The sequence below is a fragment of the Aeromonas veronii bv. veronii genome, assembly GCF_000820225.1.
Taxonomy (GTDB): Bacteria; Pseudomonadota; Gammaproteobacteria; order Enterobacterales; family Aeromonadaceae; genus Aeromonas; species Aeromonas veronii.
In genome coordinates, this window is the sequence record NZ_CDDK01000046.1 from 25,074 (window position 1) to 51,053 (window position 25,980).

The window sequence follows — 25,980 nt, forward strand, 5'->3', positions numbered from 1 at the left end:
GGGATCAGGGCTCCTCGGTCGCATTTGTTGCATTGAACGGGGCGGGCAGTAGCAACTCCCTGAGTTGGGCGATCAGCAGTTCCATCTCGGTCGGCAGCAGGGTGGCCATATTGAGCAGCACCTTCTGCTGGCGCACGGTGGCGATGACCGGCACCGGCAGTTCGCGCAGCGCATCGAGCAGCTGCTGGGCCGGGCGCGGGTCGGTGCACTCCAGCGCAGGCGCGGGGTAGAACTCGTCCGGCAAGGTGCCGCCGCCCACCACCAGCTGGGCGGGGACGGGTACAAAACAACTGGGCAGGGCGGCCATCAGCTGGGAGGCTCTCGCCTGCATGGCGGCGGGGTTGCTCAAGGTGCGTTGGGCAATGCCCTCACCGATGGGAGATTTGTTGAGCTTGTGGATGAGCAGACGTTCGAGCAGGGAGTAGACGATGCGGCTCGGGCGGAAGGTACGCATCATGGGGTGTTTTTCCAGCCGCTTGATAAGGTCGCTGCGGCCACTGATGATGCCCGATTGCGGGCCCCCCAAGAGCTTGTCGCCTGAGTAGCAGACCAGATCCGCCCCCGCCTTGATGTACTGCCGTACCGAGGTTTCGTCCGGCGCAAACTCTTCGGTGGTCAAGCCGGAGCCCTGATCCACCGCCAGCACCACGTGCTCGGGCAGGGCGCGGGCCACCTCGCCGATATCGGGGGATTCGGTAAAGCCGCGAATGGCGAAATTGGATCTGTGCACCATCAGTACCAGCGCGGTCTGATCGGTGATGGCATCGAGGTAATCTTTGGCGGTAGTGATATTGGTGGTGCCCACCTCCACCAGTTTGGCGCCGGAGAGGGCCAGAATGTCGGGGATGCGAAAGCCGCCGCCAATCTGGATCTGCTCGCCGCGCGAGACGATCACCTCGCGCCCCTTGGCCACCTCCTGCAGCAACAGGAAGAGGGAAGCTGCGTTGTTGTTGACCACCAGCGAATCCTCGGCCTGGGTGAGGCAACGGAGCAGGGGGGCGATCAGCCCCTTGCGCCCGCCGCGCTTGCCGGTGGCGAGATCCAGCTCCAGATTGTTGTAGCCGGTGTTGAGGTCGCGCACCTCGTCCCACAGATCGGCACTTAGCGGTGAGCGTCCCAGATTGGTATGCACCAGGGTGCCGGTGGCGTTGATCACCCGGGTTTGACGCTGGCGCAACTGCTGTTGGCAGCGTTTGGCAATCAGCGCCTCGATCTGCCCGGGGGCGACGTCGTGCTGGCGAAAATCTTCGCTCTGGCGCAGCTCGCTCAGGGTGTCGCGCACCGCCTGAGTCACCAGCGGGCGGCTCAGCGCCTCGATAAAACCGGCGAGAAAGGGTTGCTGCAGCAGCTGTTCCACTTGTGGCAAACGGCGTGTTTGTTGCTGGTTGGGCTGTTGCTGTGAATCTGGCAGTGAATCGTCGGCAGCCGTACCTGATGCGGGCTGGCGGTGGGGGATGGCTGGCGCGTGAGACGAGTTCGGCATGGGATTACCAGTGCAGTGCGTGGGTTCGGGATGCGCACCGGTTTGCCGATAGAGAGGCCGAGCTGACGGGTTATGGCACTGCTGGCGATTTGCGGATGACTGCAAATTGGGTGCATTAATGAGCGGGTATAAATTAATGCTGCATTGATGCTGATAAATTAATTTTTGGCCAGCGAGATAACCTGAGTTCGGATTATATTGGCAAGCGGCAAGCACCTTTTTTAAGGTATTCTTTCAAACATATTGAACAAACAATGGAAATAACATCCAGGCCAAAAAATTCAGCGGGAGAGTATTTGTTCAATAGATAAATTTGGCGGAAGAGGCAGGAATCGAACCTGCCAAAGCCTTCTCGGCTCACATCGGTTTTGAAGACCGAGGAGGCCACCAGACCCCATCAACTTCCGTAACGGTCGCCATTTTGTGGCAAATTTATGTGACTGGCAACGCTTTTTTTGTCATAAAAAAGCGAGAGTTAGCGATTTTTTGAAAAAATCAAAGAACCTTGTTTTATATCAAGTTCAGCACAGTTAGCCCGATGTTTTTAATTTAACATCGGGCCTCGATCACATTGCCGGAACCGTTGGTCAATAACGGTCGTTAACAATTCGATAAATAATCACCGCTTGGCGTTGGCAATATTCCACTGCTCCAGTTTCTCTATTAACAAGTCGGTATCTTTGGCTGCATCAAGATGCTGATAAAGATAATCCATCGCCTCACTCACCATCTCGGTCATCGGGAAAGAGAACGCCACTATGGCCGGTTGTACCCCGACAAAGATCACCTCGGGGACAAAGGTCTTGAGCTCGTCGATCAGGAAATTGAGCGGCATATTGTGGGTCGAGAAGATAAACATCTCGGCGATTGTCTCGGGGGGGATCACCTGCAGGGTACCCGCCTTTTCGCCGATCTCGGCGGCATCCACCAGCACCACCCGCTCAGGTTGCAGCTCCCGCACCTTGTAGACCACATTTTCCGGCGCGATGCCGCCGTCGATATGGATCCAGCCGGGCAGGGGGGTGGCCTGCAGCTTGTCGGCGAGATAGGGGCCGGCACCGTCGTCCCCCATCATGGCATTGCCCACGGTCAACACGAGATTGCAGCCCATCAGCGGCTCCTTACCATCAGGTACATATGGGGGTCGTTAAAGAGGGCGGTCAGCTGATCCATAAAGGTGTTGGTCCAGCCCAGCTCCTGCTCATCGAGTAGATTGTCGGCTTTGCGCAGTCGGTCGAAGGCGCAGGCCAGCATATGGCAGTGCTCGCGATAGATGGTGATCTCGCCAAAGGTGAGAAATCCCTCCATCTTGCGGCGCGCTTCACTCCCCTCTGGCAGCTTGGCTACCCAGTCGCGATAACCGGTCAGCGAGCAGACCAGGTCTGCTCGCAGGCAATCGACGATGCCGAGGTGGTGGCCGATGGCGAGGCTGTAGTACATCACCTCCCTGGCCTCTTCCGGCACGTCGAACTGCTCGTCGACGAACTTGCGCGAGAGGCGATAGAAGAAAACCTCGTCAGCCATGTACCGCCTCTCCCTTGCCGGCCGCCCGGTTGAGGCAGGCGTTTGCGAGGTTGTTGACGATCTCCGAGAGGCGCGGATCGTCGTGCTGATCGAGGTAGCTCTGGATGCGCAGATCCACATCCTGCTGGGTCGCCCCTTCGAGCAGGGCCATGAATTCGTCGGCAATGATCCGCCCCTGACGATAACCGGCCATGCGGCGCGCTTCGCGCTCGATCATCACCCGGATTTCATTGGGGATGCCGGTGTGGCGCAGCTCGACCCGCTCACCCGGTTGCACCTCGTGGCTGGTGGCTTTGAGTTTCTGCTCAAGCAGACCGAGCGCCACGGCAAAGCCGTAGATGGTAGCCGCCGGTGTCGGAGGGCAGCCGGGGATATAGACATCCACCGGCACGATCTTGTCGGTGCCGCCCCAGACGCAGTAGAGGTCGTGGAAGATGCCACCGTCACAGCCGCAGGCGCCGTAGGCAATGCAGATCTTGGGATCGGGTGCCGCCTCGTAGGCGCGCAGGGCCGGTACCCGCATCGCCCGGGTCACCGCGCCGGTAAAGAGCAGGATGTCGGCGTGGCGGGGGGAGGCGACCACCTTGATGCCGAAACGCTCGGCATCAAACAGCGGGGTGATGGTGGCGAAGATCTCGATCTCGCAGGCGTTGCAGCCGCCGCAATCGACCCGGTAGACATAGGCCGAGCGGCGAATGTCTTTCAGCAGGGTCTTCTTGAGTTTGGTGATCTCGGGATCTTGTGCCAGCGGCACGGCGCGGGTATGGGCATGGCCGACAACCGGTTCTATGCCTTGGATCTTGCTCATCACATCCACTCCTTTTGTGCGGCCATCGGTGTGGCTATCGGTGTGATCAGGGCCGAGTCAGGCTGGCTCAGCATGCTCTGTTTTCGTTTGCAGTCGGGGCAGTGGTGCAGTCGCTCCGGGGTAGCCAGCGGGGTGCCCGCCTGCTTGAGAGTGTCCTCCACCAGCGCCACCAGCTTGCTCGGGGCAAAGTAGGTGCCGCACAGGGTGCAGGGGGCCAACGCGAAGCGGGCTTCCTCATAGAGATCCGCCTTGTTGGTCACCGCCAGCTCGAATTCGGGGGAGAGGGCGATGGCGCGGGTCGGGCAGACCTCCTCGCAGCGGCCGCAGAAGATGCAGCGCGCCATGGAGATCTCCCAGCGCCGTTCGCCGGTCTCCATGTCCACTTCCATCACCAGCGCATTGGCCGGGCAGGCCTTGGTGCAGGCGGCGCAGGCGATGCACTGATCCGCCTGATATTTCGGTTTGCCGCGAAAATCCCGGTTCACATCAATAGGAGCGAAGGGGTACTTGGCGGTCGGGGTGCCAGCCTTGAGGATGGTCTTGAACAGCTTGATCATGATGACCCCTTATTTCAGCGGAGAGTTTTTGCGATCGATGCCGTAGCGCTCGATCTCCTTGTAGGAGACCACGGTGGATTTGCCCTTCTTGGGGTCGACCAGGGTGACCCGGTCGGTACAGGAGTAGCAGGGATCCAGACTACCGATGATGAGCGGTGCATCCGCCACGGTATTGCCGCGCAGCATGTAGCGCAGAGCGGGCCAGTTGGCGTAGGTGGCGGCGCGGCAGCGCCAGCGGAACAGCTTCTGGTTATCTCCGGTCATGCTCCAGTGGACGTTCTCGCCGCGGGGCGCTTCGGTAAAGCCCAGTGCAAACTTGCCCGGCTGGTAGGTGAACCCTTCGGTCAACAGCGGCCCCTCCGGCAGATGCTCAAGACCAAACTCAATCATGTCGAGGGAGTCGTAGAGCTCGTGGATGCGCACCAGCACCCGGGATTGCACATCGCAACCCGCCTTGGTCTGGATCTCCATCGGCAGCTCGCGGTAGCCGGCAAAGTCGTGAACCCGACGCACGTCGCGCTTGAAGCCGCTCGCCCGCATCATGGGGCCGACGCAGCTGAAATCGCGGGCAATTTGCGGCTCGAGCTTGCCGATACCGATGAGGCGGGAGGAGATGTTGGCGGTATCCAGCAGCATGGCCACCAGCGGTTTCAACTCATCACGGAGCTCGCGCACCAGCTGGGCACCCTTGATGCGATCTTCCTTGAAGATGTCGCGGCGTACCCCGCCAATCAGGTTGAGACCGTAGGTCTTGCGCGCGCCGGTCAGCAGCTCGGCCAGGGTCATGGATTTTTCCCGTACCCGGAAGAACTGCATGAAGCCGGTGTCGAAACCGGTGAAGTGGCTCGACAGGCCGATGTTGAGGATATGGCTGTGCAGGCGCTCCACCTCCAGCAGCACGGCGCGGATCATCTTGGCCCGCTCCGGCACCGGAATACCCATGGCGTTCTCCACCGAGGTGGTGTAGGCGACGCTGTGGGTAAAGCCGCAGATGCCGCAGACCCGGTCGGTCAGAAACGCCACTTCGTTGTAGCCCATCCGGGTTTCTGCCAGTTTTTCCATGCCGCGATGGACATAGAAGAGGCGGTAGTCGGCATCGATGATGTCTTCCCCATCGACGAACAGACGAAAGTGGCCCGGTTCGTCCGAGGTGATGTGCAGCGGGCCGACCGGCACGATGCGGTTGGCATCACTGCCCAGCTCGTTGACGAAGGGGTAGGTCTCGGTGTCGGTGGTGGGCATCGGGCGCTGGCGATAATCCATGGCGTCCTTGCGCAGGGGGTGGATATCCTCCGGCCAGTCGTCCGGCAGTACCAGACGGCGTTCGTCCGGCAGGCCGATGGCGCGCAGGCCGTACATGTCGCGGATCTCCCGCTCGCCCCATACCGCCGCCGGAATGGTCGGGGTGATGGAAGGGTACTCCTGGGTATCGGCATCCACCAGCACCTTGACGGTGATCCAGCATTTGGTGTCGCCCTCCATGGAGAAGACGTGGTAGACGGCGAAGTGGCCGTTGAGGCTGCGCTCGTCATTGGCAAAGGAGAGCGGAAGCCAGCCCCCCAGCTGATGGAAGATCAGGCTGGCGGTCTCGACCAGACTGGTGGGCTTGACGGTAATGGTGGCCTGATCGGCGGTTTGCCACTCCTCGTCGACGATGGCGTGGGGCAGTTGTGCTCGCACCTGCTGGATGTAGTCGCAGCCGATGCGATCCGAAATGGCGATGGTCATGCAGTTCTCACTTTAATGTTCGGGAATGAGCATTCGGTAAAGGTGAAATCGGAAAAAGTTGCTGTGCTGGCGGGCATGGCTCAGACCCCGACCAGATAGGCGAGCAGCGCCAGCAGGGCCAGCCCCAAGCCGTAGCGGGTGAGCTTGTGGGTGCGCACGAACTGGGTACGGGCCATGGCGTTTTCGATGATGCCGGCCAGCAAAAAGGCCACCAGCAGCTTGCAGGCGAGGATCAGCGCCGCGCCGATGAGCGCAGGCAGGCTCCAGTTGGCCGCCTTGCCGAAGGGCAGGAAAATCACCAGAAAGAGCTGCACCACCACCAGCTGCTTGAGGCCGATGGAGAGCTTGAGCAGGGCGAGACCCGCACCGGAATACTCGGTGAGCGGCCCCTCCTGCAGCTCCTGCTCGGCTTCGGCGCAGTCAAAGGGCAGCTTGCCCATCTCGACAAACACCGCGAAGGCGCAGGCGGCACCCGCCAAGAGGGTAGCGATGGGAGCGGCCAGTGGCTGGGTCGCTACATAGCTGCTGATGTTGCCCAGATCCGAGCTGCCCACCATCATCGCCATGATGAAGCAGGCGAGCACCAGAATGGGCTCCACCATAATGCCGAGGGTCAGCTCGCGGCGGGCACCGATCCCTGCAAACATGCTGCCGCTGTCGAGCCCCGCCAGCGAAAAGAAGAAGCGGAAGATGGCGAACAGATAGATATCGGTGATGAGATCCCCGGCGATGGGGAAGGGAGACTCGTGAGTCAGGGTTGGCAGCGCCATCCCTACCAGCAAGAGGGCGGCGATGAGCAGCGCAGGCATCAGGTTGAAGATGATGCCGGCAGGCTCCGGGGTCACCTCCTGACGGCGCAGGAGCTTGGCGATATCCCGGTAATCCTGCAGCAGGCCCGGCCCCTGACGGGAGTGCATCTTGGCCCGCAGCACCCGGTTGAAACCGGTGGCGAGCGGTGCCAGCGCCAGCATGGCGATGGCCTGGGTCAGGGCGAGGGCAACCATGCCCCAGCTCGGCATTTCAAGAACAGGCATATCAGACTCCTACAGCCATCAGGATAAAGAGCGCCAGCACAACACCATGCAGCAACCAGCTGGTTGTCCCGCTGGTATCGCCCACCCCGTGCAGGGCGCTGGCCAGATCGAGCTGCGGCTGCTTGCGATAGAGCGGCGCGCAGAGTTGGCGCAAGGTGTGGGTGACACCGCCAGAGGTGAGGCTCATGCGCTCCTCATAGGCGTAACCACAAGCCCACGGGGTGCCAGCGTGACGACGACCCAGCTTGGGGCCCTTGAAGATGGCCAGTACCAGCAACGGGATGAGGAACAGACCCAGCAGGGTGATGGCGATAACGGGCGGGGAGAGGATCGCCTGGCTGCTATCGAGTGGCAGCAGGGTGGCGCCGGTGGCCACGTTCATTTGGCCGCTTACCAAGGCTTGGCCATAGCTGGCGATATGGGGGGCAATCCAGGGGGCGCCCAGACCCAGCACCAGACAGACCGCGGCCAGCAGCAGGGTGCCTGCCACCATGGCGCCCGGCACTTCGCGGGCGTGGCTCGCGTGTTCGCTGCGCGGGGCGCCGCAGAAGCAGATGCCATACACCTTGACGAAACACATCACCGCCATGGCGCCGGTCACTGCCAGCATCACTACCGCGAGCGGCGCGACGACGGAGGTGCCGAGCTTGGTCATGGAAAGGAGCGACTGATAGATAAACCACTCGCTGACAAAGCCGTTGAGCGGCGGCAGCGCCGAGATGGCCATTGCACCGATGAGGAACGCCAGCGCGGTCCAGGGCATCAGCTTGGCCAGCCCCCCCATCTTGTCCATGTCGCGGGTGTGCAGGCGGAACATCACGGAGCCGGTGCCCATAAAGAGCAGGCTCTTGAAGATGGCGTGGTTGAGCAGGTGATAGAGGGCACCGAGCAGCCCCAGCACCACCAGTGCCGGTTGCTGGTTGGCGATGCCGATCATGCCGATACCCATCCCCATCAGGATGATGCCGATGTTCTCCACCGTGTGGTAGGCGAGCAGCCGCTTGAGATCGTGTTCGGCCAGCGCAAACAGCACCCCGAGCACTGCCGAGCAGGCACCGAAGATCAGCACCACATAGCCCCACCAGAGCTGACTGGCGCCGAGAAAATCGATGCTGACCCGCAAAATACCAAAGAGACCCAGCTTCACCATGACGCCGGACATCAGCGCCGAGATATGGGAAGGGGCGACGGGTTCGGCCACCGGCAGCCAGCCGTGCAGCGGCACGAAACCGGCGCGCAGGCCAAAGCCGCAGAAGCTGAGCAGGAACACCAGGGAGGCCAATGCGCCCGCCAGATGGTGCTCGCGCAGCGCAGCGAACTCCAGCGAGCCGCTTTCACGGCAGAGCAGCCAGAAGGCTATCAGCACCAGCGCCATGCCGATATGGTTCATCACTAGGTAGAGACGGCTCTGTTTGGCGGCCTCGGGGTTAGTCTTGACCAGCCAGTAGGTGGTGAGGGTCACCAGCTCGTAGCAGAGCAAGAAACCGAGCGCGTTGTCGGCCAGCACCATGCCCACCATGGCAAAGAGGAAGAGGTTCATCAGCGCGCCGATGGCCACATCCCCCTTGCCCTGATATTCGCGGATATAGGCAAAGGAGTAGAGAGCGACGGCGACGCCGACGGTGCTAATCACCAACAGCATTAGCGCGGAGAGCATATCGAGGTGCACCGAGCCAAGCAGCCAGAGCTGGCCGTCGACGGGGGCGCCTTGAGCAAAGATCTGGATGGCGGCGACCAGACCCGCTAGTGACCCCAGCAGGGCAAGGCCGCTATTGAGACGGTTGGCCAGTGCGGGCAGCTTTTGCAGGAGCAAACCGGCGGCAGCGCCCAGCAAAAAGAGCAGGAGCGTGGCCATTACAAGGGGGGACAACATCAGCGAACTCCCTCTGTGGTGGATAAATCGGATGCAGGGAGCGCCGTGGCGGGCGCCGAGAAGGCAGAGGCCCCTTGCGGGTTGGTGTCGGCCGCTTGCTGGCGACGGATACGGGCGGCGCGTTCGGTGTCGCCGTCATTGACCAGCTTCAGTGCCTGGGAGGGGCAGGCACCGACACAGGCCGGGCCATCGGCGCGAAATTCACAGAGGTCGCACTTGACGGCGATGCTGCGCACGCCCGGCTCCCAGCTCAGCAGATCCTCGCCAAAGCAGCGCAGGCCGGCGGAGGTGGAGGGGTTGCTGGAGCGGATGGAGCAGGGGATATAAGTGTCGTAACTGGTGGCCACGGCCACCGGACGGCTGCCGCCGCTCTGGATGGCGCCAAACGGGCAGGCCACGGCGCAGAGATTGCAGCCGATGCAGAGCGACTCGTTGAGTTGCACGCAATCGCCGGTCTGGCGAATTGCCTCGACCGGGCACACCTTGATGCAGGGGGCATCGTCACAGTGACGGCACTGAACCGGCATGGTCGCCTGCTCGTGTCGCATAACGGTTAAACGGGGGGCTTGCTGCAAACCTTGCGCCTTGTGTACCTCGCTGCAGGCCGCCATACAGGTGCCACAGCCGATACAAAGCTTGGGGTCAGCGATAACGAAGCGGTTCATAGCCTACCTTGTCGTGTCGCGAACGGAGAAAGTAGGGGCAGGTTGGCAAGATACGGGCCAGATTGTTCGCTGGCGTGAAATTGATTTTAACTTGCTGTTTTTAAATGATTTTAAATTCTTTGTCGCGAGGTGGTACCGAGATTGTGCGGTGTCGAAGTGTGACGTTCGTCACTTGTGACGAACCATGACACTGATGCCACGAATAGTGATGTGCAATGAGAGGCGGGATTGGCAGCATTCTCAGACCATTAGTGATTTTTATATTAACTTTTTGGTTTGTAAGGAATTTTTAGAAAAATGCAGAGCTTCATCACAAACTGAGTCGATCAGATATTAACTTAACCGGTTAACCTGTTAAGCTGTGTTCATAGTGAAGAGACAGACTGACAGCATGACGATATGGCACCGATAGTTTTACCCAATTTAGCGCTGAGGTTGTGAGCTAAATAGCATTTATGGTGTTTTGCGTATCCAGCGGATGTTTTGAGCGCAGCACGTAGGGTATCGAGACTTTTCTTTGCCTAACCAGATAGTTTAATATTATTAAATATGAGAAGTCACTTTGTATGAGGTCAGTAAATGTCTAGCAGTGTAAAGTATTTGACTATCAAGAATGACTTGATACAAGAAATAAATGAAGGGAAATATACTCCCGGACAAAAATTTTATAGCGAAGCAGAATTAAAATTAAAATATAGTGTCAGTTCAGCAACAGTGATAAAAGCCATCCATGAACTGGTCAATGAGGGTTTTTTATTTAGACAGCAAGGAAAAGGTACTTTTATTTCCAAGTCTAAAAGAAACAAGCATGTGTTGGTTTCAGAGAGTGATCTGAGTGTCAAGTTGAACAAATCACAAGTAACATTGATTGATGTTGCGAAAGAGGCGTCTGAGTCGATTAACAAAATATTGAATAGAGCATTCGATTCTTATTTTTATAAGATTGTAAGATTGAAGTCAGATAATGATATTCCCTATGCAGTGCAGACCTCGTACATACCAGAAAACTATTTAGACCCAAAGAAACTGGCTGAAAAAAGTGGGTATTTATCATTGTACGAGCATCTGGCAGAGTTTAATAAAATTGAGATGTACTCGATGCCATTCACTGAAGAGGTAACGGTAGTTAGTAACGTTGATGTTTATATAGCTAAAGCTCTGTCCATCCCAGAGGGAAGTGCCGTAGTTAAAATATTAAGAACTACCTATAAAACATCTGGTGAAATTATCGAGTATATCGAGACATTTAAAAGAGTTGAGTCATTCTATTTAAAATTTGAATCGGTAAGAGGAGCAGGAAGTGGAAATACTGTTGATATCTCATGATGGTATCGCGAGTGGAGCAAAAAAGTCAGCTGAACTCATTTTAGGTCCGCAAGAAAATCTACATGTTATTGAGTTAACCGCAGTTGGTGGTGTTGGTGGATTTGCTACTGAACTAATTCAATACCTCTCTAGCAAAACAAAAGAAAGTCAGAACGTAATTATCATTTCAGATTTGAAAAATGGGTCGCCATACAATACTGCTGTATCATATATCATTAATAATGATCTGGCTGATAAAGTCTCATTGCTCACAGGTATGAATCTAAATATGGTATTGGAAACCATTATGCTGGATGGTGATAGCGTGACTGGTATTGAACTGAATACCGTTATTGGTACGGCCATAGATGGAATTTCTATGATGCAACCAAGCGATTATAATACAGCAATCTCTACAGGTGATGAATAACATGCTTGAACATATAGAAATGTGGCAAATATTGCTATTGACTGCATATTCTGCCCTGGCTATTTATGATGGTAATAACACAACCTTTGGTCTTGTTAAACCGACCATGGCTGGATTTTTTGCCGGCGTCATTATGGGCGATATTCAAACAGGTTTGATGGTAGGTGGTACATTGAACCTGCTGGTACTGGGTGTCGGTAACTTTGGTGGAGCATCAATACCTGATTATATGACTGGCGCACTGCTTGGCACCGCATTCGCTGTGATGAGCGGTAAAGGCGCTGAGTTTGGTGCCACTATTGCAATCCCGATCGGCCTGCTAATGGTGCAATTAGATGTTTTGGCTCGCTTTACCAATACCTTTATTCAGAATAAAGCCGAGCGACTTATTGCAAATGGCGAGCCATGTAAAGCGGCGAAAATGAACTTGCTAGGGATCATTCCCACCTCGCTGTCCCGTATGATTCCTGTTTTCTTGGCTTTGTCGTTAGGATCTGTGTTTGTTAATGATATCGTCTCCTACATCCCTGAGGCGATTATGAATGGCCTGAAAGTAGCCGGTGGAATGTTGCCTGCGTTGGGTATTGCCATTCTGTTAAGATATTTGCCAATTAAAAAGAACATGTCTTTTTTGATCATTGGTTTCTTTTTGTCTGCCTATTTGTCTGTACCTGTGTTAGGGGTTGCATTAGTTGGTGTGGCTATCGCCATAGCATATTTCAACAGCAATGATGATGTTATTCAAGCAACCACTAATGTACAAAATGAGGTTATGGGTGATGAATAAAATAATAAATAAAGTGTTTTGGCGCTGGTTCTTTTTTGGTCAGGCTGGTTGGAACTATAAAACAATGCAAGGCTTGGGGTACCTCTATAGCATTATCCCATTTCTAAAACATAAGTATAAATCCGAAAAAGAACTGGTTTCTGCTGCTGATAATCATGTCCAGTTTTTTAATTGTAATAACACGATGGCAGCATCAATTTTGGGTGTTAATATCGCGCTGGAAAATGATATTGGCACTGAAGGAAAAGATGCAATTACATCGACCAAGATGGGTTTGATGGGACCGTTGGCCGGGATTGGAGATACCCTCTTTTTTGTTATCCCGACGACAATTTGTGGTTCCATTGCATCATATCTGGCACTACAAGGTAATCCTCTGGGATTGTTGCTGTGGCCAGCCTTTGGTTTGATTCGTTTAATGTTCATGCGCTATAGCCTCAAAGTCGGTTATAACGAAGGGGTTAAACTGGTAGGGCAACTTAGCACCAAACTAAATAAAATCACAAAATCAGCAAATATATTGGGATTAACTGTCGTTGGTGCTCTTATTCCGACGGTGGTGAAAGCCAAGTTGAGCTTTGAGTTTAGTTATGGCGATGTTTCACTGAAACTGCAAAATATTGCTGATCAACTGATGCCCGGCTTGATGCCCTTGTTTGTGGTACTGCTGACCTATTGGCTATTAGGCCTGAAAGGCATGAACTCAACCAAAGTGATTTTCATTCTGATGTTCTTTGGTATCGTTACTTATAATCTTGGCATTTTTTAATCTCAAACAGGTAATAATATGAAAGGCATCGCACATATCCGCATTGATGATAGATTGATTCATGGTCAAGTCGCTACACGCTGGGTCAGCTATTATTCTGCCAACAGAATCATGGTGATCGATGATCAAGTAACAAGCAATGATGTTGAAAAGAACATATTAAGAATGGCCGCACCTGCTGGGGTTAATACATCCATCATTTCTACCCAGACAGCCATAGAGAATATCTCTGCAGGTAAATATGCTGGTCAGCAAGTGTTGGTATTGGTAAAGCATCCAGGCGTAATAAAAAAACTAGTAGATGCAGGCCTTGACATTAAAGAGTTCAATATCGGGAACATGTCCAACCGTCTCGAGACCACGCAAGTGAAGCGTTCCATTAGTGTCACCCATGCTGAAAAACTCGACATACTGGATTTGATTAATCGAGGTATCAAGATCACTGCCAGAATGGTTCCTGATGATGGTGAAGAACTTATTACATCATTTACTAGTAATTTCTGGACTGCATCATGAGCCATCTTGTTGAGTTTAAGAATAATATTTTTAGCATCATTGACAAGATTAGTGAGACCCAAACTGAGCAAATTGAATGTGCTGCTGAAATTTTCAAAAACACGGTCAAGAATAAAGGCATTATTTATGCTATCGGTAGCGGCCACTCATTTGCAGGTGCTATAGAGTTTGCTGGTCGAGCTGGGGGATTTGTAAATACCAGGGCATTGGATAACTTTTATGGCCATAGTGGCTGGTTTGAAAATGTTGAGGGGATTGGAGATGTTTTTGCCTCTCTCCTTGATCTTCAACAACACGATGCCTTTGTCATAATTTCTAACTCTGGCAATAAAGCATTGCAGGTTGAATTGGCACAAAAACTAAAAAGCGCAGGCATCAAGATAATTGCCATTGTTAACAGGAAAGATGCTGATAAGTCCATTGCAAAGCACTCAAGTGGTCTAAAGCTTGCTGATCTTGCAGATGTAGTTATCGACAACTGCTGTTTTAAAGGTGATTGCTCAATTGAAATTCCGGAATCTGAATTAAAAATTGGGCCTACTTCATCGCTCGCTGTCGCATATATAGCAAACTGCATATCAATTCGAGCTACAGAATTGGTTTGTGCAGCTGGTATTTCTGTTCCAATCTTACGGTCTATTAATCAACCTGGTGGCAAAGAGTATAATTTAGAACTATTGAGTGAATACAGAAGTCGAGTGTTTACTATCTAGAGACTTTCAAAATGAAAAAGCTAAATAGTGCTCTGTTTGATGCCTTGACTCCAATTACTGATGTGGAAGTCAAAGATGAGTTGAGATGGGCTTGTCATAAGATTAAAACCCTTGCAATAAAGATGGGTGACAAGTTTCCTTCAGCTTGTGCTGTTAATAACAGGTATTTGCTAAAAGAGAACAACGATTGGACCAATGGATTTTGGACTGGCATGTTGCTCATCGCATATGAGTTTACTGGCGATGTGTTTTTTAAAAACAAGTTGCAAGAAATAATCGATAGCTTTGTGTCCAGATTGACGAATCATGTTGTATTGGATCACCATGATATCGGCTTTCTTTACAGCCTGTCATTGCTTGCTGCCAAGCAGGTCTTTAATACTGAAGAGTTCGACTCCGCCATTGTATTGGCAGCCGACAAGTTGCTTGCCAGATATCACTCTGATGCTAAATTTATTCAAGCTTGGGGGGATATGGATAATGATCAAGAATATCGACTCATCATCGATTCATTGATTAACTTGCCACTGTTATATCGGGCTCACGAAATATCAGGTGATGATAATTACGCTAGCGTAGCAGTGAATCACTTCAAGCGAGTGACTGAAAATATCTTCAGAGAAGATAATTCAAGTTATCATACCTATTTTTTTGACCGAGTCAGTAAGTTGCCGCTGAAAGGTGAAACATTTCAGGGCTATAGTGACTCATCATGCTGGGCCCGTGGTCAGGCATGGGCTCTGCTAGGGTTGCCATTAACTTATAAGTATCATCCAGAACTGGTTGATAGTGAAAAATATACGGCAGTATGTGAGTACTTTTTCTCACATTTGCCTGAAGATGGCATTCCATATTGGGATCTCCATTTTAAGGCTGAGAATAATCAACCCAGAGACAGCTCAGCATTGTCAATTGCCATCTGTGGGCTGCTTGAAGCGAGCAAGTTATTTGAGCATGCAGATTACCAGCATATCTCTCGTAAATTACTGAAATGCCTCAGTGACCACATGGCATCGAGAGATGATGAGGATTGTGACGGGTTATTGAAACATGGTGTCTATGCCTTTGCGCTAGGCAAAGGCATAGATGAATGCAACGTATGGGGGGACTACTATTATATGGAAGCCCTGTATCGAGTTTATTCAAATCAATGGCGAACTTATTGGTAATGAAAATGCAAGATACATTTTTTAATTTCGTAATGAAGAGCTTGTCAACCATTCATGAATCACAGCGTCAGATTATTGCTGATATTGCTAGAAAACTGTCAGATAAAGTTTGTGATAATGGCATAATTTATATCTTTGGCTGTGGCCATTCACATATCTTTGCTGAGGATGTTTTTTATCGGGCTGGCGGGATTGCCTGTGTGCGGCCAATTTTTATTGAGCCGTTGATGTTGCATGAAGGTGCCGCAAGATCGTCATACTTGGAGAAGCAAGAAGGGTATATCACAGAGCAATTATCGGCATATAATATTACTGATAAAGATGCGCTGATTGTTATATCTACTTCTGGTATTAATCCTGCTCCAGTGGAAGCGATTAGCTGGGCAAAATCGTATGGTGCATTGACGATAGGAATTACTAGCTATCAGTATTGTGATACGCAATCATCTCGACACTCTTCCGGGAAAAACCTAAGAGATGTGGCTTGCATCACGATTGATAATAATGTTCCTATTGGTGATGCAATTTTGAATCACGGTGATTGTACATCGTTCACACCAATATCATCGATTAATGGTATATATATCATTCAGTCATTGTTTTCTGAATTAATAAAAGAGATGGCTGATGCTGGTATAAATCCTCCAGTATTTAAAAGTGGCAACATTTCAGGTTCGTCCGAGCATAATAAATTACTTCTGAAACGGTATAAAGACAAAGTTCCAGAGTTAACCGCTAATAATTAAAATATCCTCTAAAGGTGACAAGCTATGAAAGGAAAGGTTTTTACTCCAACCTTGATTATGTTGGGGCTGATGTCCGTATATGGAAATGCTAACGCCAGTGCTGTCAGCGATGATTTTCAAAAGGCATTTATTAATGACTCAAGGCTAAGTCTCAATAGTGCTTTGTATTTTAGACATCGTGATGTTAAGGATGCTAATACAGGTTCATATTCAGCTGATGGCTCTCAGGGCGGCATTAAGAACCAGACTGCCAATATCGCGCTTGACTTTAATGGTGGCTATTATAAAGACATTATTGGTTTGGACTTTATGGCTGCCAGCAATATCAAGCTGGGATCGTCGGTAGGTCAGTCTGAAATCCTGCTTTATGATTACGATTGCAAAGGTGATGGTACATTAAATCCTTGTGAGAGCAGTTATGCTGCTATCCCCATTGCTGCGTTAAAGGCAAAGTATGGTGATGACAATGTTTTGTTTAAAATGTCAGGCGGATATACAACGATAAACTCAGGTACTATCAAGAATAGCTGGGGCTTAAACCCTCATGCCTATCGTGGTATTGATAGCTCACTGGCATTGTATAACTGGAAGTTGACATATGCGTGGGCAGATCAATTCAGAAATGATTGGACAGATTCTTTCCATGATATGACGAATACCTGGCACCAGAATGAAGCATCAAATCTTAGTGGTGTTAAACCAGGACAGATTATTGACTATATTCATTCGGCGGGCATTTCATATAATACCGGTGAGACCTTGTATGACCTGGCATATGGTGAAGGTGAAGGTTATCGGAAGAACTGGCATCTGTTGGTGACAGATAATCATAAGTTTGATAATGGTGCGGTTCTGACTTCCACTGGCTATTACCAGGGCGGTAAATATCTTGAGGAAAAATCCAACGTTAAAGATCCATCACAGGAGTACTATGTTGGTGCTGGCATCACACTTGCCAAAGATAACGTGACATATTTTACTGGATATAGCCAAAATAAATCAGAATCAACTAAGGATTACAATTTTAGATTGACACCATGGGCTAACTCTGACAAACGAGATTTCCAGCAAACATTATCCTCATTAGAAGATTATAATGTGGCAGGAGCGAAAGCTGTTAAGGTTGGCATCAAATATAACATGCTCGATTTTGGCCTCCCGAATCTAACACTTGGTACGTCCGCAAACTATGCATGGCATGTGGTATCTGATGTGTCGAAAGTAAAAGAGCAGAGAACTTATGATGGCACCATGCAGTCATTGGATTTTTTGATCACCTATAAATTTAATGCGGGTGCAGTGAAGGATATCAATATGACGGTACTGCCGGCACTGTTCAGGTCTAAAGACACCAACGCCAAGCAAGACAGAAATGATATCAGAGTTATTTTTACTCACTCTTTGAGCTTGTTGAACTAATGCATTCTATATGAGAGTTGATAGCTGATGGCGCTACATGATGAATGTACACCTATATGACTGATAGCCCATCGACTATATCATCACTCTTTACTATCTACCTGATACAAGAGATAAATCATGGATATTCGTGAAAGTATTCATAGCGAACATGCAAAGCAACTTGATACCGACGGCTTGCGTAACGAATTTTTAGTTGAGGATATTTTTGCGGCCGATCTAGTCAGTATGACCTATAGCCATATTGATCGTATCGTTTTTGGCGGAATAATGCCTGTTACATCAGAGTTGGGTTTTGCCAATGATCTTGGCAAGGCATTTGGTGTGACCTATTTTTTGGAGCGTCGTGAGCTGGGACTTATTAATATCGGTGGCCCGGGGATTGTTATGGTTGATGGTGCTACCTACGAAATTGGTAGTGCCGAGGCATTATATGTTGGCAAGGGTGCCCGTGAATTGAGTTTTGCCAGTGTTAGCAGCGATAAACCTGCAAAATTCTATTACAATAGCGCCCCAGCACATACTGCTTTCCCGACTCGAAAGATCACTCAGGATGAAGCTGCACCGACAACCTTGGGTGATGCTGCTACCAGCAACCGCCGTACTATTTACAAGTATCTGGTTCCTGATGTATTGCCAACCTGTCAGCTGCTGATGGGGATGACCCAACTTGAGGATGGTAGTTTGTGGAACACTATGCCGTGCCATACTCATGAGCGCCGCATGGAAGTCTATTTCTATTTCAATATGCAGGACGATGCTGCCGTATTCCATATGATGGGTAAGCCAGCTGAAACTCGCCATATTGTTGTGCAAAATGAGCAAGCAGTCATTTCTCCCAGTTGGTCTATCCATTCTGGTGTGGGTACACAGGCGTATACGTTCATCTGGGGTATGGTAGGTGAAAACCAGGTATTTGGTGACATGGATCATGTTGCTATCAAGGACCTGCGCTAAAACATCGTATATCCATATTGCCGGTCGATTCGTTTCGACCGGCATCTTACTTTAAATCTGGTGCACGTAATCTCGTGCCATAGGAAATAGCATGATTCTTAACGCATTCGATCTGAAAGGTAAAGTCGCCGTCGTAACCGGTTGTGATACAGGCCTTGGACAAGGAATGGCATTGGGCTTGGCACAAGCTGGTTGTGATATTGTTGGTATCAATATTGTTGAACCAACGGACACAATGATCAAAGTTGAAGCGATTGGCCAAAAGTTTTTGAGTCTCAAGGCTGATGTCAGTAAAGTTAGCGAGCTGCCACTGTTGATTGAGCAGGCCGTATCGCATTTTGGTCACATTGATGTATTGGTTAACAATGCCGGTATTATTCGCCGTGATGATGCGATCAATTTCAGTGAAAAAGACTGGGATGAGGTGATGGACATCAATATCAAGAGCCTCTTCTTTATGTCGCAAGCGGTTGCCAAGCAGTTTATGGCACAGGGAAATGGTGGAAAAATCATCAATATCGCATCCATGCTTTCATATCAAGGCGGGATCCGCGTTCCCTCTTATACGGCTTCAAAAAGTGGAGTAATGGGACTGACCCGTTTGCTGGCCAATGAATGGGCCAGTCATGGGATCAATGTGAATGCTATTGCTCCCGGTTATATGGCAACCAATAACACCGCTGCACTGCGTGCTGATGATGATCGTAATGCTGCCATCCTGGAGCGTATTCCTGCTGGTCGATGGGGGATTCCGGATGACATGATGGGGCCAGTGGTATTTTTAGCATCATCAGCTTCAGATTATATTAATGGCTATACCCTAGCCGTGGATGGTGGCTGGCTGGCTCGTTAATGCTCAAGCATTGCTGCATTACCACCTGATAGGCGTTTTTCTGGAATACTGTATGACTAATTATGTTGAGATGTTAGCGCAATTGATCGGATTGCTGGCTTGTATGATTGGTGCGTTGGCATTTATACAACGGCAAGATATGAAACTGCGATCACTGCTTTGCCTCAATGGTGCGCTTTTATCGATACATTTTTTAATGCTGGGCGCGGTAGCTGCTGCAATTAGTTGTCTGTTATGTGCGGTGAGAACGTGGGTGTCAGGTTATTACCGTACCCAAGCAGTCATGTTGATATTCATGATTGCATCATGTGGTCTTGTAATTCCATATCTGGAACATCCCATGCAGTTTCTGACGGTGTTGGGAACAACGCTCAGCACTTACGCTTTGTTTCGGCTGGATGGTGGGCCCCTGCGGTTATGTATGCTGGCCAGCACTGTCGTTTGGTTGATCCACAATATCTGGGCGGGATCATGGGGGGGAATTTTATTGGAAGGGGGTTTTTTCCTCATCAACAGTTATACGATTTTAACGGTTTATGGGATCCGGATAAACAAGGAGAAAATCGATTATGTTGAGTAAGATTGCCCTGCTCGGGGAGTGCATGATTGAACTCAATGGCACGCCTTTTGGCGACATGCAGCAGGCATTTGGGGGCGATACCCTCAATACCGCCATCTATCTCGCGCGTGCCTCCCAACCCACCGATATTCAGGTGAGCTACCTGACCGCCATGGGCCAAGACCCTCTCAGCCAGCAAATCATCGCGCGCTGGCAACAGGCCGGGATCGACACCAGCGCGGTGCTCATCGATCAACAGCGCCATCCAGGTCTCTACCTTATCCAGCTTGATGAGCACGGCGAGCGCACCTTCCTCTACTGGCGCAATGATTCGGCTGCCCGTTATCTGATGCAGCACCCGCAGTTGCCGCAGCTCAAGCAGGCCGTCAGCGACGTGGATGCGCTCTATCTCAGCGGCATTTCGCTGGCGATCCTGCCCGCCGCAGATCGGCAGGCGCTGCTGCAGTGGCTGGCTGAGCTGCACCGGGCGGGCGTAGCGATCATCTTTGACAGCAACTATCGCCCCGCCCTGTGGCAGAGTCCGGCCGACACCCGGGCCTGTTACCAGCAACTGCTGGCCATCACTACGCTGGCCCTGGTCACCGACGACGATGAGCAGGCCTTGTGGGGGGACGAGAATATGACCCAGACCCTGCAGCGCCTCAAGGCGGCTGGGGTGCAGCAGGCGGTGGTCAAACAGGGGGCTGCTGGCTGTTGTTACCAGGCCCTGCAAACCGGGGAACCCACCATCACTATTCCTACCCAAGCGGTCAGCAAGGTGGTGGATACCACCTCGGCCGGTGACTCCTTCAATGCCGGTTTTCTGGCTGGCTACCTGCAAGGACAGGCGATCGACGAGTGCGCCCGCATGGGCCACCGACTGGCGGGGATCGTCATTCAGCACAAGGGGGCAATTATTCCGGAAAGTGCCACCCGCAGTGTCACCGACAGCTTCATCAAACCGGCATCACACTAAACGAGGTCAACCGAATGTCATCCATTACTGAACAACTGCAAGCCCTGAAAGTGATCCCGGTGATCGCCATCGAGCAGGCTGAAGACATCATTCCACTGGGGGCGGCGCTGGCCAATAACGGCCTGCCGGTTGCCGAGATCACCTTCCGCTCCGCTGCCGCGGCCGAGGCGATCCGGCTGCTGCGCCAGAGCCAACCTGAGATGCTGATTGGCGCAGGCACCGTGCTCAACCGTGAGCAGGTGATCGCCGCCAAAGAGGCGGGCGCCACCTTTATCGTCTCCCCCGGTTTTAACCCCAATACGGTCAAGGCCTGTCAGGAGCTCGACATCCCGATCATCCCGGGGGTCAATAACCCCAGCACCATTGAAGCGGCGCTAGAGATGGGGCTGACGACCCTGAAGTTCTTCCCTGCCGAAGCATCGGGTGGTAGCGCGATGATCAAGGCGCTGCTGGCACCTTATACCCAGATCACGCTGATGCCCACCGGTGGGATCTCGCCTCACAATATCAATGAATACTTGGCGATCCCGCGGGTCATCGCGTGTGGTGGATCCTGGATGGTCGACAAGAAACTGATCGCAGAGAAACAGTGGGAAGAGATTGGGCGACTCACTCGTGAAGCGGTGGCATTTCTGTCCCAGTGATTTATAGGGCTGACTAAGCAATGGTGGGTCACATGGTGACGAGGATGAATTTGTGGCCCATTTACTGTAATTGATGAAGGATTTGTCGCGATAAAGACATTGGAGACGTTATGAAAGTAAAAAAGCTTGTTTTTGTTTTTTCATTACTCTGTGCTGCACATAATGTATTCGCTTTTGAACATCCCGGCGTATTACTTAATAAAACAGACATAGAATTTGTTAGACAAAAAGTTTCCAATGAGGTTGAACCATGGTTCTCATCATATAAAAATATGCTTGCCTCCCCATTAGCTAATCGAAGCTATTTGCCCACTGCCAAATGGGACAGCATGGCGTGTGGTGGTCCTGATGGCGAGGGAATTGCCCAACGCTGCAAAATAGAGAGAGAGGATGCTCGTGCTGCATATACCCAAGCTCTCGCCTGGTTATATAGCGGGGATAATGTGTATGCCGAAAACTCGATAAATATAATGAATGCTTGGTCTGAACAGTTTACAGGGCATCACACTGGGCAAAACCAAGCACTTCAGGCATCATGGGCTGCCGCAGTATGGGCCAGGGCTGCTGAGATAATCAAACATACATATATTATCGACGGCAGTTCAAAATGGAATTCAGATAAAATAAAGAAATTTGAGCATATGCTCAGAAGTCGTTATATTGACGATATAAATGGACAAAAAACAGATTGTCATTTTGGGAATTGGCAGGCCGTCATCACGGAAGCAAAATTAAATTCTGCAGTTTTCCTTGATGATCAAAAACTGTTCGATGAATCTTTAGAACGATTCCATAAGTATTTTCCAACATATGTTTACTTATATTCTGATGGTGGTTTGCCAAAACCAATAGCAGGCTGTTATTCCCATGATGAACTAGATAAATTCAACTCATATTGGAGTATCACTAATAAGACAACACCATTAAAACAAGGTCATGCACAAGAAACGTGTAGAGATTTGGAGCATCTGGCTTATGGAGTAGCTGGGTTTGTTAATACGGCACAAACTGCCTATGTGCAAGGTGTTGATCTATATAGTCAAGAAAAAGAGCGGTTTATCTCGGTTATGGAATTTAATGCTGCATTAGATATGGCCGGGAACCGTGATTTGCTAAACGAATGTGGCATGAATGTTCCTGTTTTAGGTGGATTGAAAGGAACTATGCACATTGCGTATAACCACATATCTAAAATAAATGGTGTCTATCTCCCCAATACTGAAAAATGGCTCCTTGAAAATGGTAGTCAACGGCCGCAAGGTTTCTTTCATTATTTATGGGAAGAGCTAACTCATACTAAATAACATAAACGTTATGCAGGTTAATAGATGCATAACAAGGAGATAGTACGGCCTGTAAATACAGGCCGTATTTTATTACGATCATGCTACTCAGGTATCAGTTCGGGCTTGTTCTATGACCATTACGGTCTCTTTCATCGACTTCACTACGATATTTAAAACCAGGCATGAAAAGCATAGGGAATTTTAGCTGATTGACATAAGCCACTGGTGTGGCTTGCATCGCTTAAATATCCACCTGGGATCCAAGTTCGATAACCCGGTTGGGCGGGATCTCGAATTGATCCGGGGCGCGCAGGGCGTTGCGCTGCAGCAGCATAAAGAGCTTGCCGCGCAGATAGAGATACCAGGGGCGGTCTTTCATGATGAGCGACTCGTGGGCCATAAAGAACGAGGTCTCCATCATCCGGCAGCTCAGCCCCTCGGCGTTGCAGCGGTGGAAGATCTCCTCCACGTTCGGGGTCTCGCGCCAGCCGTAGCTTGCCACTACCCGCCAGAAGGTGGGGGAGAGCTGCTCGATGCAGACCCGGCGCACATTGTGGACGTAGGGCACATCCTCCACCCGCAGGGTGAGCAGGATGATCCGCTCGTGCAGCACCTTGTTGTGCTTGAGGTTATGCAATAGCGCATGGGGGATCACATTGACCACCCGCGACATATAGACCGCAGTGCCGGCCACCCGGGTCGGCGGGGACTTTTCCAGCGAGGCGATCATCGGCTCAAGGGAGTTGCCGTGCTCGTTCAGGCGACGAATAAGCTGGAAACGCTCGCTCTTCCAGCTGGTCATCACGGTGAACATCACCGCGCCCAGGGTGAGCGGCAGCCAGCCGCCGGAGAATATCTTGGCGAGGTTGGCGGCAAACAGCGGCACGTCGATACAGAGCAGCGCGGCAAACAGGATGGCCACCAGATACTTGTTCCAGTGCCAGCTGTTCTTGGCTACCGAGCAGGAGAGGATCGAGGTAAGCACCATGGTGCCGGTCACCGCGATGCCGTAGGCCGCCGCCAGATTGCTGGAGTGCTCGAAGCTCATGATGACGATCACCACCGAGATATAGAGCATCCAGTTGATGACCGGAATATAGATCTGGCCAGACTCCTGCTCGGAGGTGTGAACGATGCGAATGGGGGAGAGATAACCGAGGCGCACCGCCTGCCGGGTCAGCGAAAAGACCCCGGAGATCACGGCCTGCGAGGCGATCACCGTCGCCATGGTTGCCAAGAGCAGCAGCGGCACCAGCGCCCATTTCGGCGCGAGCAGGAAGAAGGGGTTGGCAATGGCGGCGGGGTTGCTTAGCAGCAGCGCCCCCTGACCGAAGTAGTTGAGCACCAGCGAGGGCAGCACCACGATAAACCAGGCGAGGCGAATTGGATTTTTGCCAAAGTGGCCCATATCCGCGTAGAGCGCCTCCACCCCTGTGATGGCCAGCACCACGGCGCCGAGGGCAAAGAAGGAGGTGGTCTGGTACTGGACAAAGAAGCGCACCGCCCAGATGGGGTTGAGCGCACCCAGCACCTCGGGGTTGTGGATGATGCCGCGCAGCCCCAGCACCGCCAGCGTCATAAACCAGATCAGCATGATGGGGGCAAACAGCTTGCCCACCATGGCGGTGCCATGTTTCTGGATCGCAAACAGCAGGGTCAGCACCAGCACCGAAAGGGTGACGATATAGGGGTCGAGGGCGGGGGTGAGAATGCTCAGACCCTCGATGGCCGACATCACCGACATCGCCGGGGTGATCACCACCTCGCCATAGAAGAAGCTGCCGCCAATCAGGCCGAGGATGATCAGCAGCGGCGTCCAGCGGGTGGAGGCGTTGCGGGTCGCCAGCGACATCAGGGTGAGAATGCCACCCTCGCCGGCGTTGTCGGCCCGCATCACAAAGGAGAGGTACTTGACCGACACCACCAGGATCAGCAGCCAGAAGATCAGCGAGAGAAAGCCGAGAATGGAGGCCGGCTCGACGCCGAATCCGAATTGACCTGACAGGCACTCGCGCAAGGTATAGAGCGGGCTGGTGCCGATATCGCCATAGACTACGCCAATCGCCGCCAGCATAACGCCGGGAGTGGCTTGTTGTTTATCACAGTTCATGAGTTCATCTTGTCAGTTTGATGTTTACACGTTTGCCAACGCACAGCTGCCCGACCTACCAAGAGAGTCGTGATATTTAATCGGGAGAGAATTAATGGATTGCGATGGGAAAGGGCGCTAACGGAATAGTGATCTGCTTGTCATGGAACACAGTCTGTTCATCTGTCATTAAGCTTATAATGACACACACTTTGCGGGTCTATGCTCAGTTATAAATAATCAAAAGTTCAATTTGAGTAAGGGAATTAATTATCCGGCGATTGAAATATATGGCGGGGAATCGGGCAACTGTTTGTTTTATCTAGCGAAGTGGTTTGGCTAAAATCTTTTTCCAAAACGGATAATAAATAGACGATAAAGTAATCGCTAATTAATTGCTGGCAGGATGGCAAAGGGGAGGGCATTGGGTAGCAATGGAGTCTTCATTTGGTAGGGGAAAGCTAGGGTGCAATTAACGAAGTAAATTGCACCAAATATTGAATGAAGCAAGAGGTGCAATGCGCTGTGCTTATTGCACCCTACGGTAATTATTACTTTCCATGATAGTGCTTCAATAAAAAATAGCGGTCAGGACTATTTTTAACGCCGCTCACTTTACCGACTATTTCAAATCCCATTTTTTCATAAAATTTGGGAGCCTGAAATGAGAGGGTGTCGACTTGAGCAGCAATACATCCCCGTTTTTTTGCCTCGCGTTCAGCAATCTCCATTAATTGAATGCCGAGCCCCTGTCCTCTCTTGTCATTGTGTACCCAAAGTACTTCGATCAACAGTTGATGATAAATAGTACGTCCGGCAATGCCACCGACAACTTCGTCATTATCATCATGAATGGCAACAATTAAAGGTTGGGAGCGTTCCTCACCCATTTTATCAAAGTTAAATTGTCTAAGGTTATCAACAAGTACATTTAAGATGTCATCTTTATGTTCATTATGGATTTTTATATTCATCAAATCGTACTCCATTAAAATATAATTGTAGGGTGCAATGAACGAAGTGAATTGCACCGCTAATTAAAAATGCAAGAGGTAGAATGCAATGCGTTGTGTTTATTGCACTCTACGAT

General features: G+C 51.3%; 26 protein-coding genes and 1 tRNA gene. 15 read left to right on the forward strand and 12 right to left on the reverse strand.

Features of this window, described 5'->3' with window-relative positions; translation table 11 throughout:
- Positions 1 to 4 precede the first annotated feature (4 nt).
- The 10 genes from selA to BN1139_RS19625 form a co-directional block, all read right to left on the reverse strand.
- Entirely contained in the window at positions 5 to 1,483 is a 1,479-nt protein-coding gene (selA, locus tag BN1139_RS19585) for an L-seryl-tRNA(Sec) selenium transferase (protein WP_005351506.1), read from the reverse strand.
- Between the two features lie 314 nt (positions 1,484 to 1,797).
- Positions 1,798 to 1,889 (reverse strand) — tRNA-Sec (locus tag BN1139_RS21505).
- A 213-nt stretch (positions 1,890 to 2,102) separates the two neighbouring features.
- Positions 2,103 to 2,594: a hydrogenase maturation peptidase HycI gene (gene hycI, locus BN1139_RS19590; RefSeq protein WP_005351508.1), complete on the reverse strand. Its 492-nt coding sequence runs from the start codon at positions 2,592 to 2,594 to the stop codon at positions 2,103 to 2,105.
- The gene (locus BN1139_RS19595; RefSeq protein WP_005351509.1) at positions 2,594 to 3,007 is read right to left on the reverse strand and encodes a formate hydrogenlyase maturation HycH family protein; all 414 of its coding nucleotides are present in this window, start codon (positions 3,005 to 3,007) and stop codon (positions 2,594 to 2,596) included. The genes hycI and BN1139_RS19595 overlap by 1 nt, the downstream gene beginning before the upstream one ends.
- Positions 3,000 to 3,815: an NADH-quinone oxidoreductase subunit B family protein gene (locus BN1139_RS19600; protein WP_005351511.1), complete on the reverse strand. Its 816-nt coding sequence runs from the start codon at positions 3,813 to 3,815 to the stop codon at positions 3,000 to 3,002. The genes BN1139_RS19595 and BN1139_RS19600 overlap by 8 nt, the downstream gene beginning before the upstream one ends.
- Positions 3,815 to 4,372, reverse strand: a complete 558-nt coding sequence (locus tag BN1139_RS19605; RefSeq protein WP_005351513.1) for a formate hydrogenlyase complex iron-sulfur subunit — start codon at positions 4,370 to 4,372, stop codon at positions 3,815 to 3,817. Before BN1139_RS19605 ends, BN1139_RS19600 begins: the two co-directional genes overlap by 1 nt.
- Positions 4,373 to 4,381: 9 nt before the next feature.
- Positions 4,382 to 6,100, reverse strand: a complete 1,719-nt coding sequence (locus BN1139_RS19610) for a hydrogenase large subunit (RefSeq protein ID WP_005351516.1) — start codon at positions 6,098 to 6,100, stop codon at positions 4,382 to 4,384.
- 80 nt (positions 6,101 to 6,180) lie between these two features.
- On the reverse strand, positions 6,181 to 7,134 hold the full coding sequence (locus BN1139_RS19615) for a respiratory chain complex I subunit 1 family protein (RefSeq protein ID WP_005351519.1): 954 nt from the start codon (positions 7,132 to 7,134) through the stop codon (positions 6,181 to 6,183).
- A 1-nt stretch (position 7,135) separates the two neighbouring features.
- On the reverse strand, positions 7,136 to 9,007 hold the full coding sequence (hyfB, locus tag BN1139_RS19620) for a hydrogenase 4 subunit B (RefSeq protein ID WP_005351523.1): 1,872 nt from the start codon (positions 9,005 to 9,007) through the stop codon (positions 7,136 to 7,138).
- On the reverse strand, positions 9,007 to 9,672 hold the full coding sequence (locus BN1139_RS19625; RefSeq protein WP_005351526.1) for a 4Fe-4S dicluster domain-containing protein: 666 nt from the start codon (positions 9,670 to 9,672) through the stop codon (positions 9,007 to 9,009). Before BN1139_RS19625 ends, hyfB begins: the two co-directional genes overlap by 1 nt.
- A 579-nt stretch (positions 9,673 to 10,251) precedes the next feature.
- Here BN1139_RS19625 and BN1139_RS19630 point away from each other — a divergent pair.
- The 15 genes from BN1139_RS19630 to BN1139_RS21200 all read left to right on the forward strand — a co-directional run bounded on the left by BN1139_RS19630 (position 10,252) and on the right by BN1139_RS21200 (position 22,819).
- A complete protein-coding gene (locus tag BN1139_RS19630) occupies positions 10,252 to 10,998 on the forward strand; it encodes a GntR family transcriptional regulator (RefSeq protein WP_005351529.1) in 747 nt (248 codons plus the stop codon).
- A complete protein-coding gene (locus BN1139_RS21185; protein WP_074045201.1) occupies positions 10,973 to 11,407 on the forward strand; it encodes a PTS sugar transporter subunit IIA in 435 nt (144 codons plus the stop codon). Before BN1139_RS19630 ends, BN1139_RS21185 begins: the two co-directional genes overlap by 26 nt.
- 1 nt (position 11,408) lies before the next feature.
- Complete coding sequence (locus BN1139_RS19635; protein ID WP_005351531.1) at positions 11,409 to 12,194, forward strand: PTS mannose/fructose/sorbose/N-acetylgalactosamine transporter subunit IIC; 786 nt, start codon at positions 11,409 to 11,411, stop codon at positions 12,192 to 12,194.
- Entirely contained in the window at positions 12,187 to 12,963 is a 777-nt protein-coding gene (locus BN1139_RS19640) for a PTS system mannose/fructose/sorbose family transporter subunit IID (RefSeq protein WP_005345236.1), read from the forward strand. Before BN1139_RS19635 ends, BN1139_RS19640 begins: the two co-directional genes overlap by 8 nt.
- 18 nt (positions 12,964 to 12,981) lie before the next feature.
- Positions 12,982 to 13,479, forward strand: a complete 498-nt coding sequence (locus BN1139_RS19645) for a PTS sugar transporter subunit IIB (protein WP_005351534.1) — start codon at positions 12,982 to 12,984, stop codon at positions 13,477 to 13,479.
- Complete coding sequence (locus BN1139_RS19650) at positions 13,476 to 14,192, forward strand: sugar isomerase domain-containing protein (protein WP_005351536.1); 717 nt, start codon at positions 13,476 to 13,478, stop codon at positions 14,190 to 14,192. Before BN1139_RS19645 ends, BN1139_RS19650 begins: the two co-directional genes overlap by 4 nt.
- Before the next feature lie 11 nt (positions 14,193 to 14,203).
- Positions 14,204 to 15,361, forward strand: coding sequence for a glycoside hydrolase family 88 protein (locus BN1139_RS19655; RefSeq protein ID WP_005351538.1), 1,158 nt, complete (start codon positions 14,204 to 14,206; stop codon positions 15,359 to 15,361).
- Positions 15,361 to 16,107, forward strand: coding sequence for an SIS domain-containing protein (locus tag BN1139_RS21190; protein WP_005351540.1), 747 nt, complete (start codon positions 15,361 to 15,363; stop codon positions 16,105 to 16,107). The genes BN1139_RS19655 and BN1139_RS21190 overlap by 1 nt, the downstream gene beginning before the upstream one ends.
- A 24-nt stretch (positions 16,108 to 16,131) precedes the next feature.
- On the forward strand, positions 16,132 to 17,526 hold the full coding sequence (locus BN1139_RS19660; protein ID WP_005351544.1) for an OprD family outer membrane porin: 1,395 nt from the start codon (positions 16,132 to 16,134) through the stop codon (positions 17,524 to 17,526).
- 120 nt (positions 17,527 to 17,646) lie between these two features.
- Complete coding sequence (gene kduI / locus BN1139_RS19665; RefSeq protein WP_005351546.1) at positions 17,647 to 18,483, forward strand: 5-dehydro-4-deoxy-D-glucuronate isomerase; 837 nt, start codon at positions 17,647 to 17,649, stop codon at positions 18,481 to 18,483.
- Positions 18,484 to 18,574: 91 nt separating this feature from the next.
- On the forward strand, positions 18,575 to 19,336 hold the full coding sequence (gene kduD, locus BN1139_RS19670) for a 2-dehydro-3-deoxy-D-gluconate 5-dehydrogenase KduD (protein ID WP_005351548.1): 762 nt from the start codon (positions 18,575 to 18,577) through the stop codon (positions 19,334 to 19,336).
- A 52-nt stretch (positions 19,337 to 19,388) separates the two neighbouring features.
- On the forward strand, positions 19,389 to 19,916 hold the full coding sequence (locus tag BN1139_RS21195) for a YgjV family protein (protein ID WP_013723795.1): 528 nt from the start codon (positions 19,389 to 19,391) through the stop codon (positions 19,914 to 19,916).
- Positions 19,906 to 20,871, forward strand: a complete 966-nt coding sequence (locus BN1139_RS19680) for a sugar kinase (RefSeq protein WP_005351550.1) — start codon at positions 19,906 to 19,908, stop codon at positions 20,869 to 20,871. The genes BN1139_RS21195 and BN1139_RS19680 overlap by 11 nt, the downstream gene beginning before the upstream one ends.
- A gap of 14 nt (positions 20,872 to 20,885) precedes the next feature.
- On the forward strand, positions 20,886 to 21,515 hold the full coding sequence (locus BN1139_RS19685) for a bifunctional 4-hydroxy-2-oxoglutarate aldolase/2-dehydro-3-deoxy-phosphogluconate aldolase (RefSeq protein WP_005351553.1): 630 nt from the start codon (positions 20,886 to 20,888) through the stop codon (positions 21,513 to 21,515).
- Between the two features lie 110 nt (positions 21,516 to 21,625).
- Positions 21,626 to 22,819 (forward strand): alginate lyase family protein, encoded by a 1,194-nt coding sequence (locus BN1139_RS21200; RefSeq protein WP_005351564.1) that lies wholly within the window; start codon positions 21,626 to 21,628, stop codon positions 22,817 to 22,819.
- Positions 22,820 to 23,042: 223 nt separating this feature from the next.
- Here the strand turns inward: BN1139_RS21200 and kup are convergent, their stop codons facing one another.
- Together kup and BN1139_RS19695 are read right to left on the reverse strand one after the other, a co-directional pair.
- A complete protein-coding gene (gene kup, locus BN1139_RS19690; protein ID WP_013723794.1) occupies positions 23,043 to 24,911 on the reverse strand; it encodes a low affinity potassium transporter Kup in 1,869 nt (622 codons plus the stop codon).
- A gap of 530 nt (positions 24,912 to 25,441) precedes the next feature.
- Positions 25,442 to 25,864 (reverse strand): GNAT family N-acetyltransferase, encoded by a 423-nt coding sequence (locus BN1139_RS19695; RefSeq protein ID WP_005351569.1) that lies wholly within the window; start codon positions 25,862 to 25,864, stop codon positions 25,442 to 25,444.
- Between the last annotated feature and the right edge of the window lie 116 nt (positions 25,865 to 25,980).

What these genes read in the sequence shown, in the direction of transcription:
- selA (WP_005351506.1), bottom strand. Translation starts at nt 1,483, where the DNA reads ATGCCGAACTCGTCTCACGCGCCAGCCATCCCCCACCGCCAGCCCGCA.
- hycI (WP_005351508.1), bottom strand. Translation starts at nt 2,594, where the DNA reads ATGGGCTGCAATCTCGTGTTGACCGTGGGCAATGCCATGATGGGGGAC.
- BN1139_RS19595 (WP_005351509.1), bottom strand. Translation starts at nt 3,007, where the DNA reads ATGGCTGACGAGGTTTTCTTCTATCGCCTCTCGCGCAAGTTCGTCGAC.
- BN1139_RS19600 (WP_005351511.1), bottom strand. Translation starts at nt 3,815, where the DNA reads ATGAGCAAGATCCAAGGCATAGAACCGGTTGTCGGCCATGCCCATACC.
- BN1139_RS19605 (WP_005351513.1), bottom strand. Translation starts at nt 4,372, where the DNA reads ATGATCAAGCTGTTCAAGACCATCCTCAAGGCTGGCACCCCGACCGCC.
- BN1139_RS19610 (WP_005351516.1), bottom strand. Translation starts at nt 6,100, where the DNA reads ATGACCATCGCCATTTCGGATCGCATCGGCTGCGACTACATCCAGCAG.
- BN1139_RS19615 (WP_005351519.1), bottom strand. Translation starts at nt 7,134, where the DNA reads ATGCCTGTTCTTGAAATGCCGAGCTGGGGCATGGTTGCCCTCGCCCTG.
- hyfB (WP_005351523.1), bottom strand. Translation starts at nt 9,007, where the DNA reads ATGTTGTCCCCCCTTGTAATGGCCACGCTCCTGCTCTTTTTGCTGGGC.
- BN1139_RS19625 (WP_005351526.1), bottom strand. Translation starts at nt 9,672, where the DNA reads ATGAACCGCTTCGTTATCGCTGACCCCAAGCTTTGTATCGGCTGTGGC.
- BN1139_RS19630 (WP_005351529.1), top strand. Translation starts at nt 10,252, where the DNA reads ATGTCTAGCAGTGTAAAGTATTTGACTATCAAGAATGACTTGATACAA.
- BN1139_RS19635 (WP_005351531.1), top strand. Translation starts at nt 11,409, where the DNA reads ATGCTTGAACATATAGAAATGTGGCAAATATTGCTATTGACTGCATAT.
- BN1139_RS19640 (WP_005345236.1), top strand. Translation starts at nt 12,187, where the DNA reads ATGAATAAAATAATAAATAAAGTGTTTTGGCGCTGGTTCTTTTTTGGT.
- BN1139_RS19645 (WP_005351534.1), top strand. Translation starts at nt 12,982, where the DNA reads ATGAAAGGCATCGCACATATCCGCATTGATGATAGATTGATTCATGGT.
- BN1139_RS19650 (WP_005351536.1), top strand. Translation starts at nt 13,476, where the DNA reads ATGAGCCATCTTGTTGAGTTTAAGAATAATATTTTTAGCATCATTGAC.
- BN1139_RS19655 (WP_005351538.1), top strand. Translation starts at nt 14,204, where the DNA reads ATGAAAAAGCTAAATAGTGCTCTGTTTGATGCCTTGACTCCAATTACT.
- BN1139_RS21190 (WP_005351540.1), top strand. Translation starts at nt 15,361, where the DNA reads ATGAAAATGCAAGATACATTTTTTAATTTCGTAATGAAGAGCTTGTCA.
- BN1139_RS19660 (WP_005351544.1), top strand. Translation starts at nt 16,132, where the DNA reads ATGAAAGGAAAGGTTTTTACTCCAACCTTGATTATGTTGGGGCTGATG.
- kduI (WP_005351546.1), top strand. Translation starts at nt 17,647, where the DNA reads ATGGATATTCGTGAAAGTATTCATAGCGAACATGCAAAGCAACTTGAT.
- kduD (WP_005351548.1), top strand. Translation starts at nt 18,575, where the DNA reads ATGATTCTTAACGCATTCGATCTGAAAGGTAAAGTCGCCGTCGTAACC.
- BN1139_RS21195 (WP_013723795.1), top strand. Translation starts at nt 19,389, where the DNA reads ATGACTAATTATGTTGAGATGTTAGCGCAATTGATCGGATTGCTGGCT.
- BN1139_RS19680 (WP_005351550.1), top strand. Translation starts at nt 19,906, where the DNA reads ATGTTGAGTAAGATTGCCCTGCTCGGGGAGTGCATGATTGAACTCAAT.
- BN1139_RS19685 (WP_005351553.1), top strand. Translation starts at nt 20,886, where the DNA reads ATGTCATCCATTACTGAACAACTGCAAGCCCTGAAAGTGATCCCGGTG.
- BN1139_RS21200 (WP_005351564.1), top strand. Translation starts at nt 21,626, where the DNA reads ATGAAAGTAAAAAAGCTTGTTTTTGTTTTTTCATTACTCTGTGCTGCA.
- kup (WP_013723794.1), bottom strand. Translation starts at nt 24,911, where the DNA reads ATGAACTGTGATAAACAACAAGCCACTCCCGGCGTTATGCTGGCGGCG.
- BN1139_RS19695 (WP_005351569.1), bottom strand. Translation starts at nt 25,864, where the DNA reads ATGAATATAAAAATCCATAATGAACATAAAGATGACATCTTAAATGTA.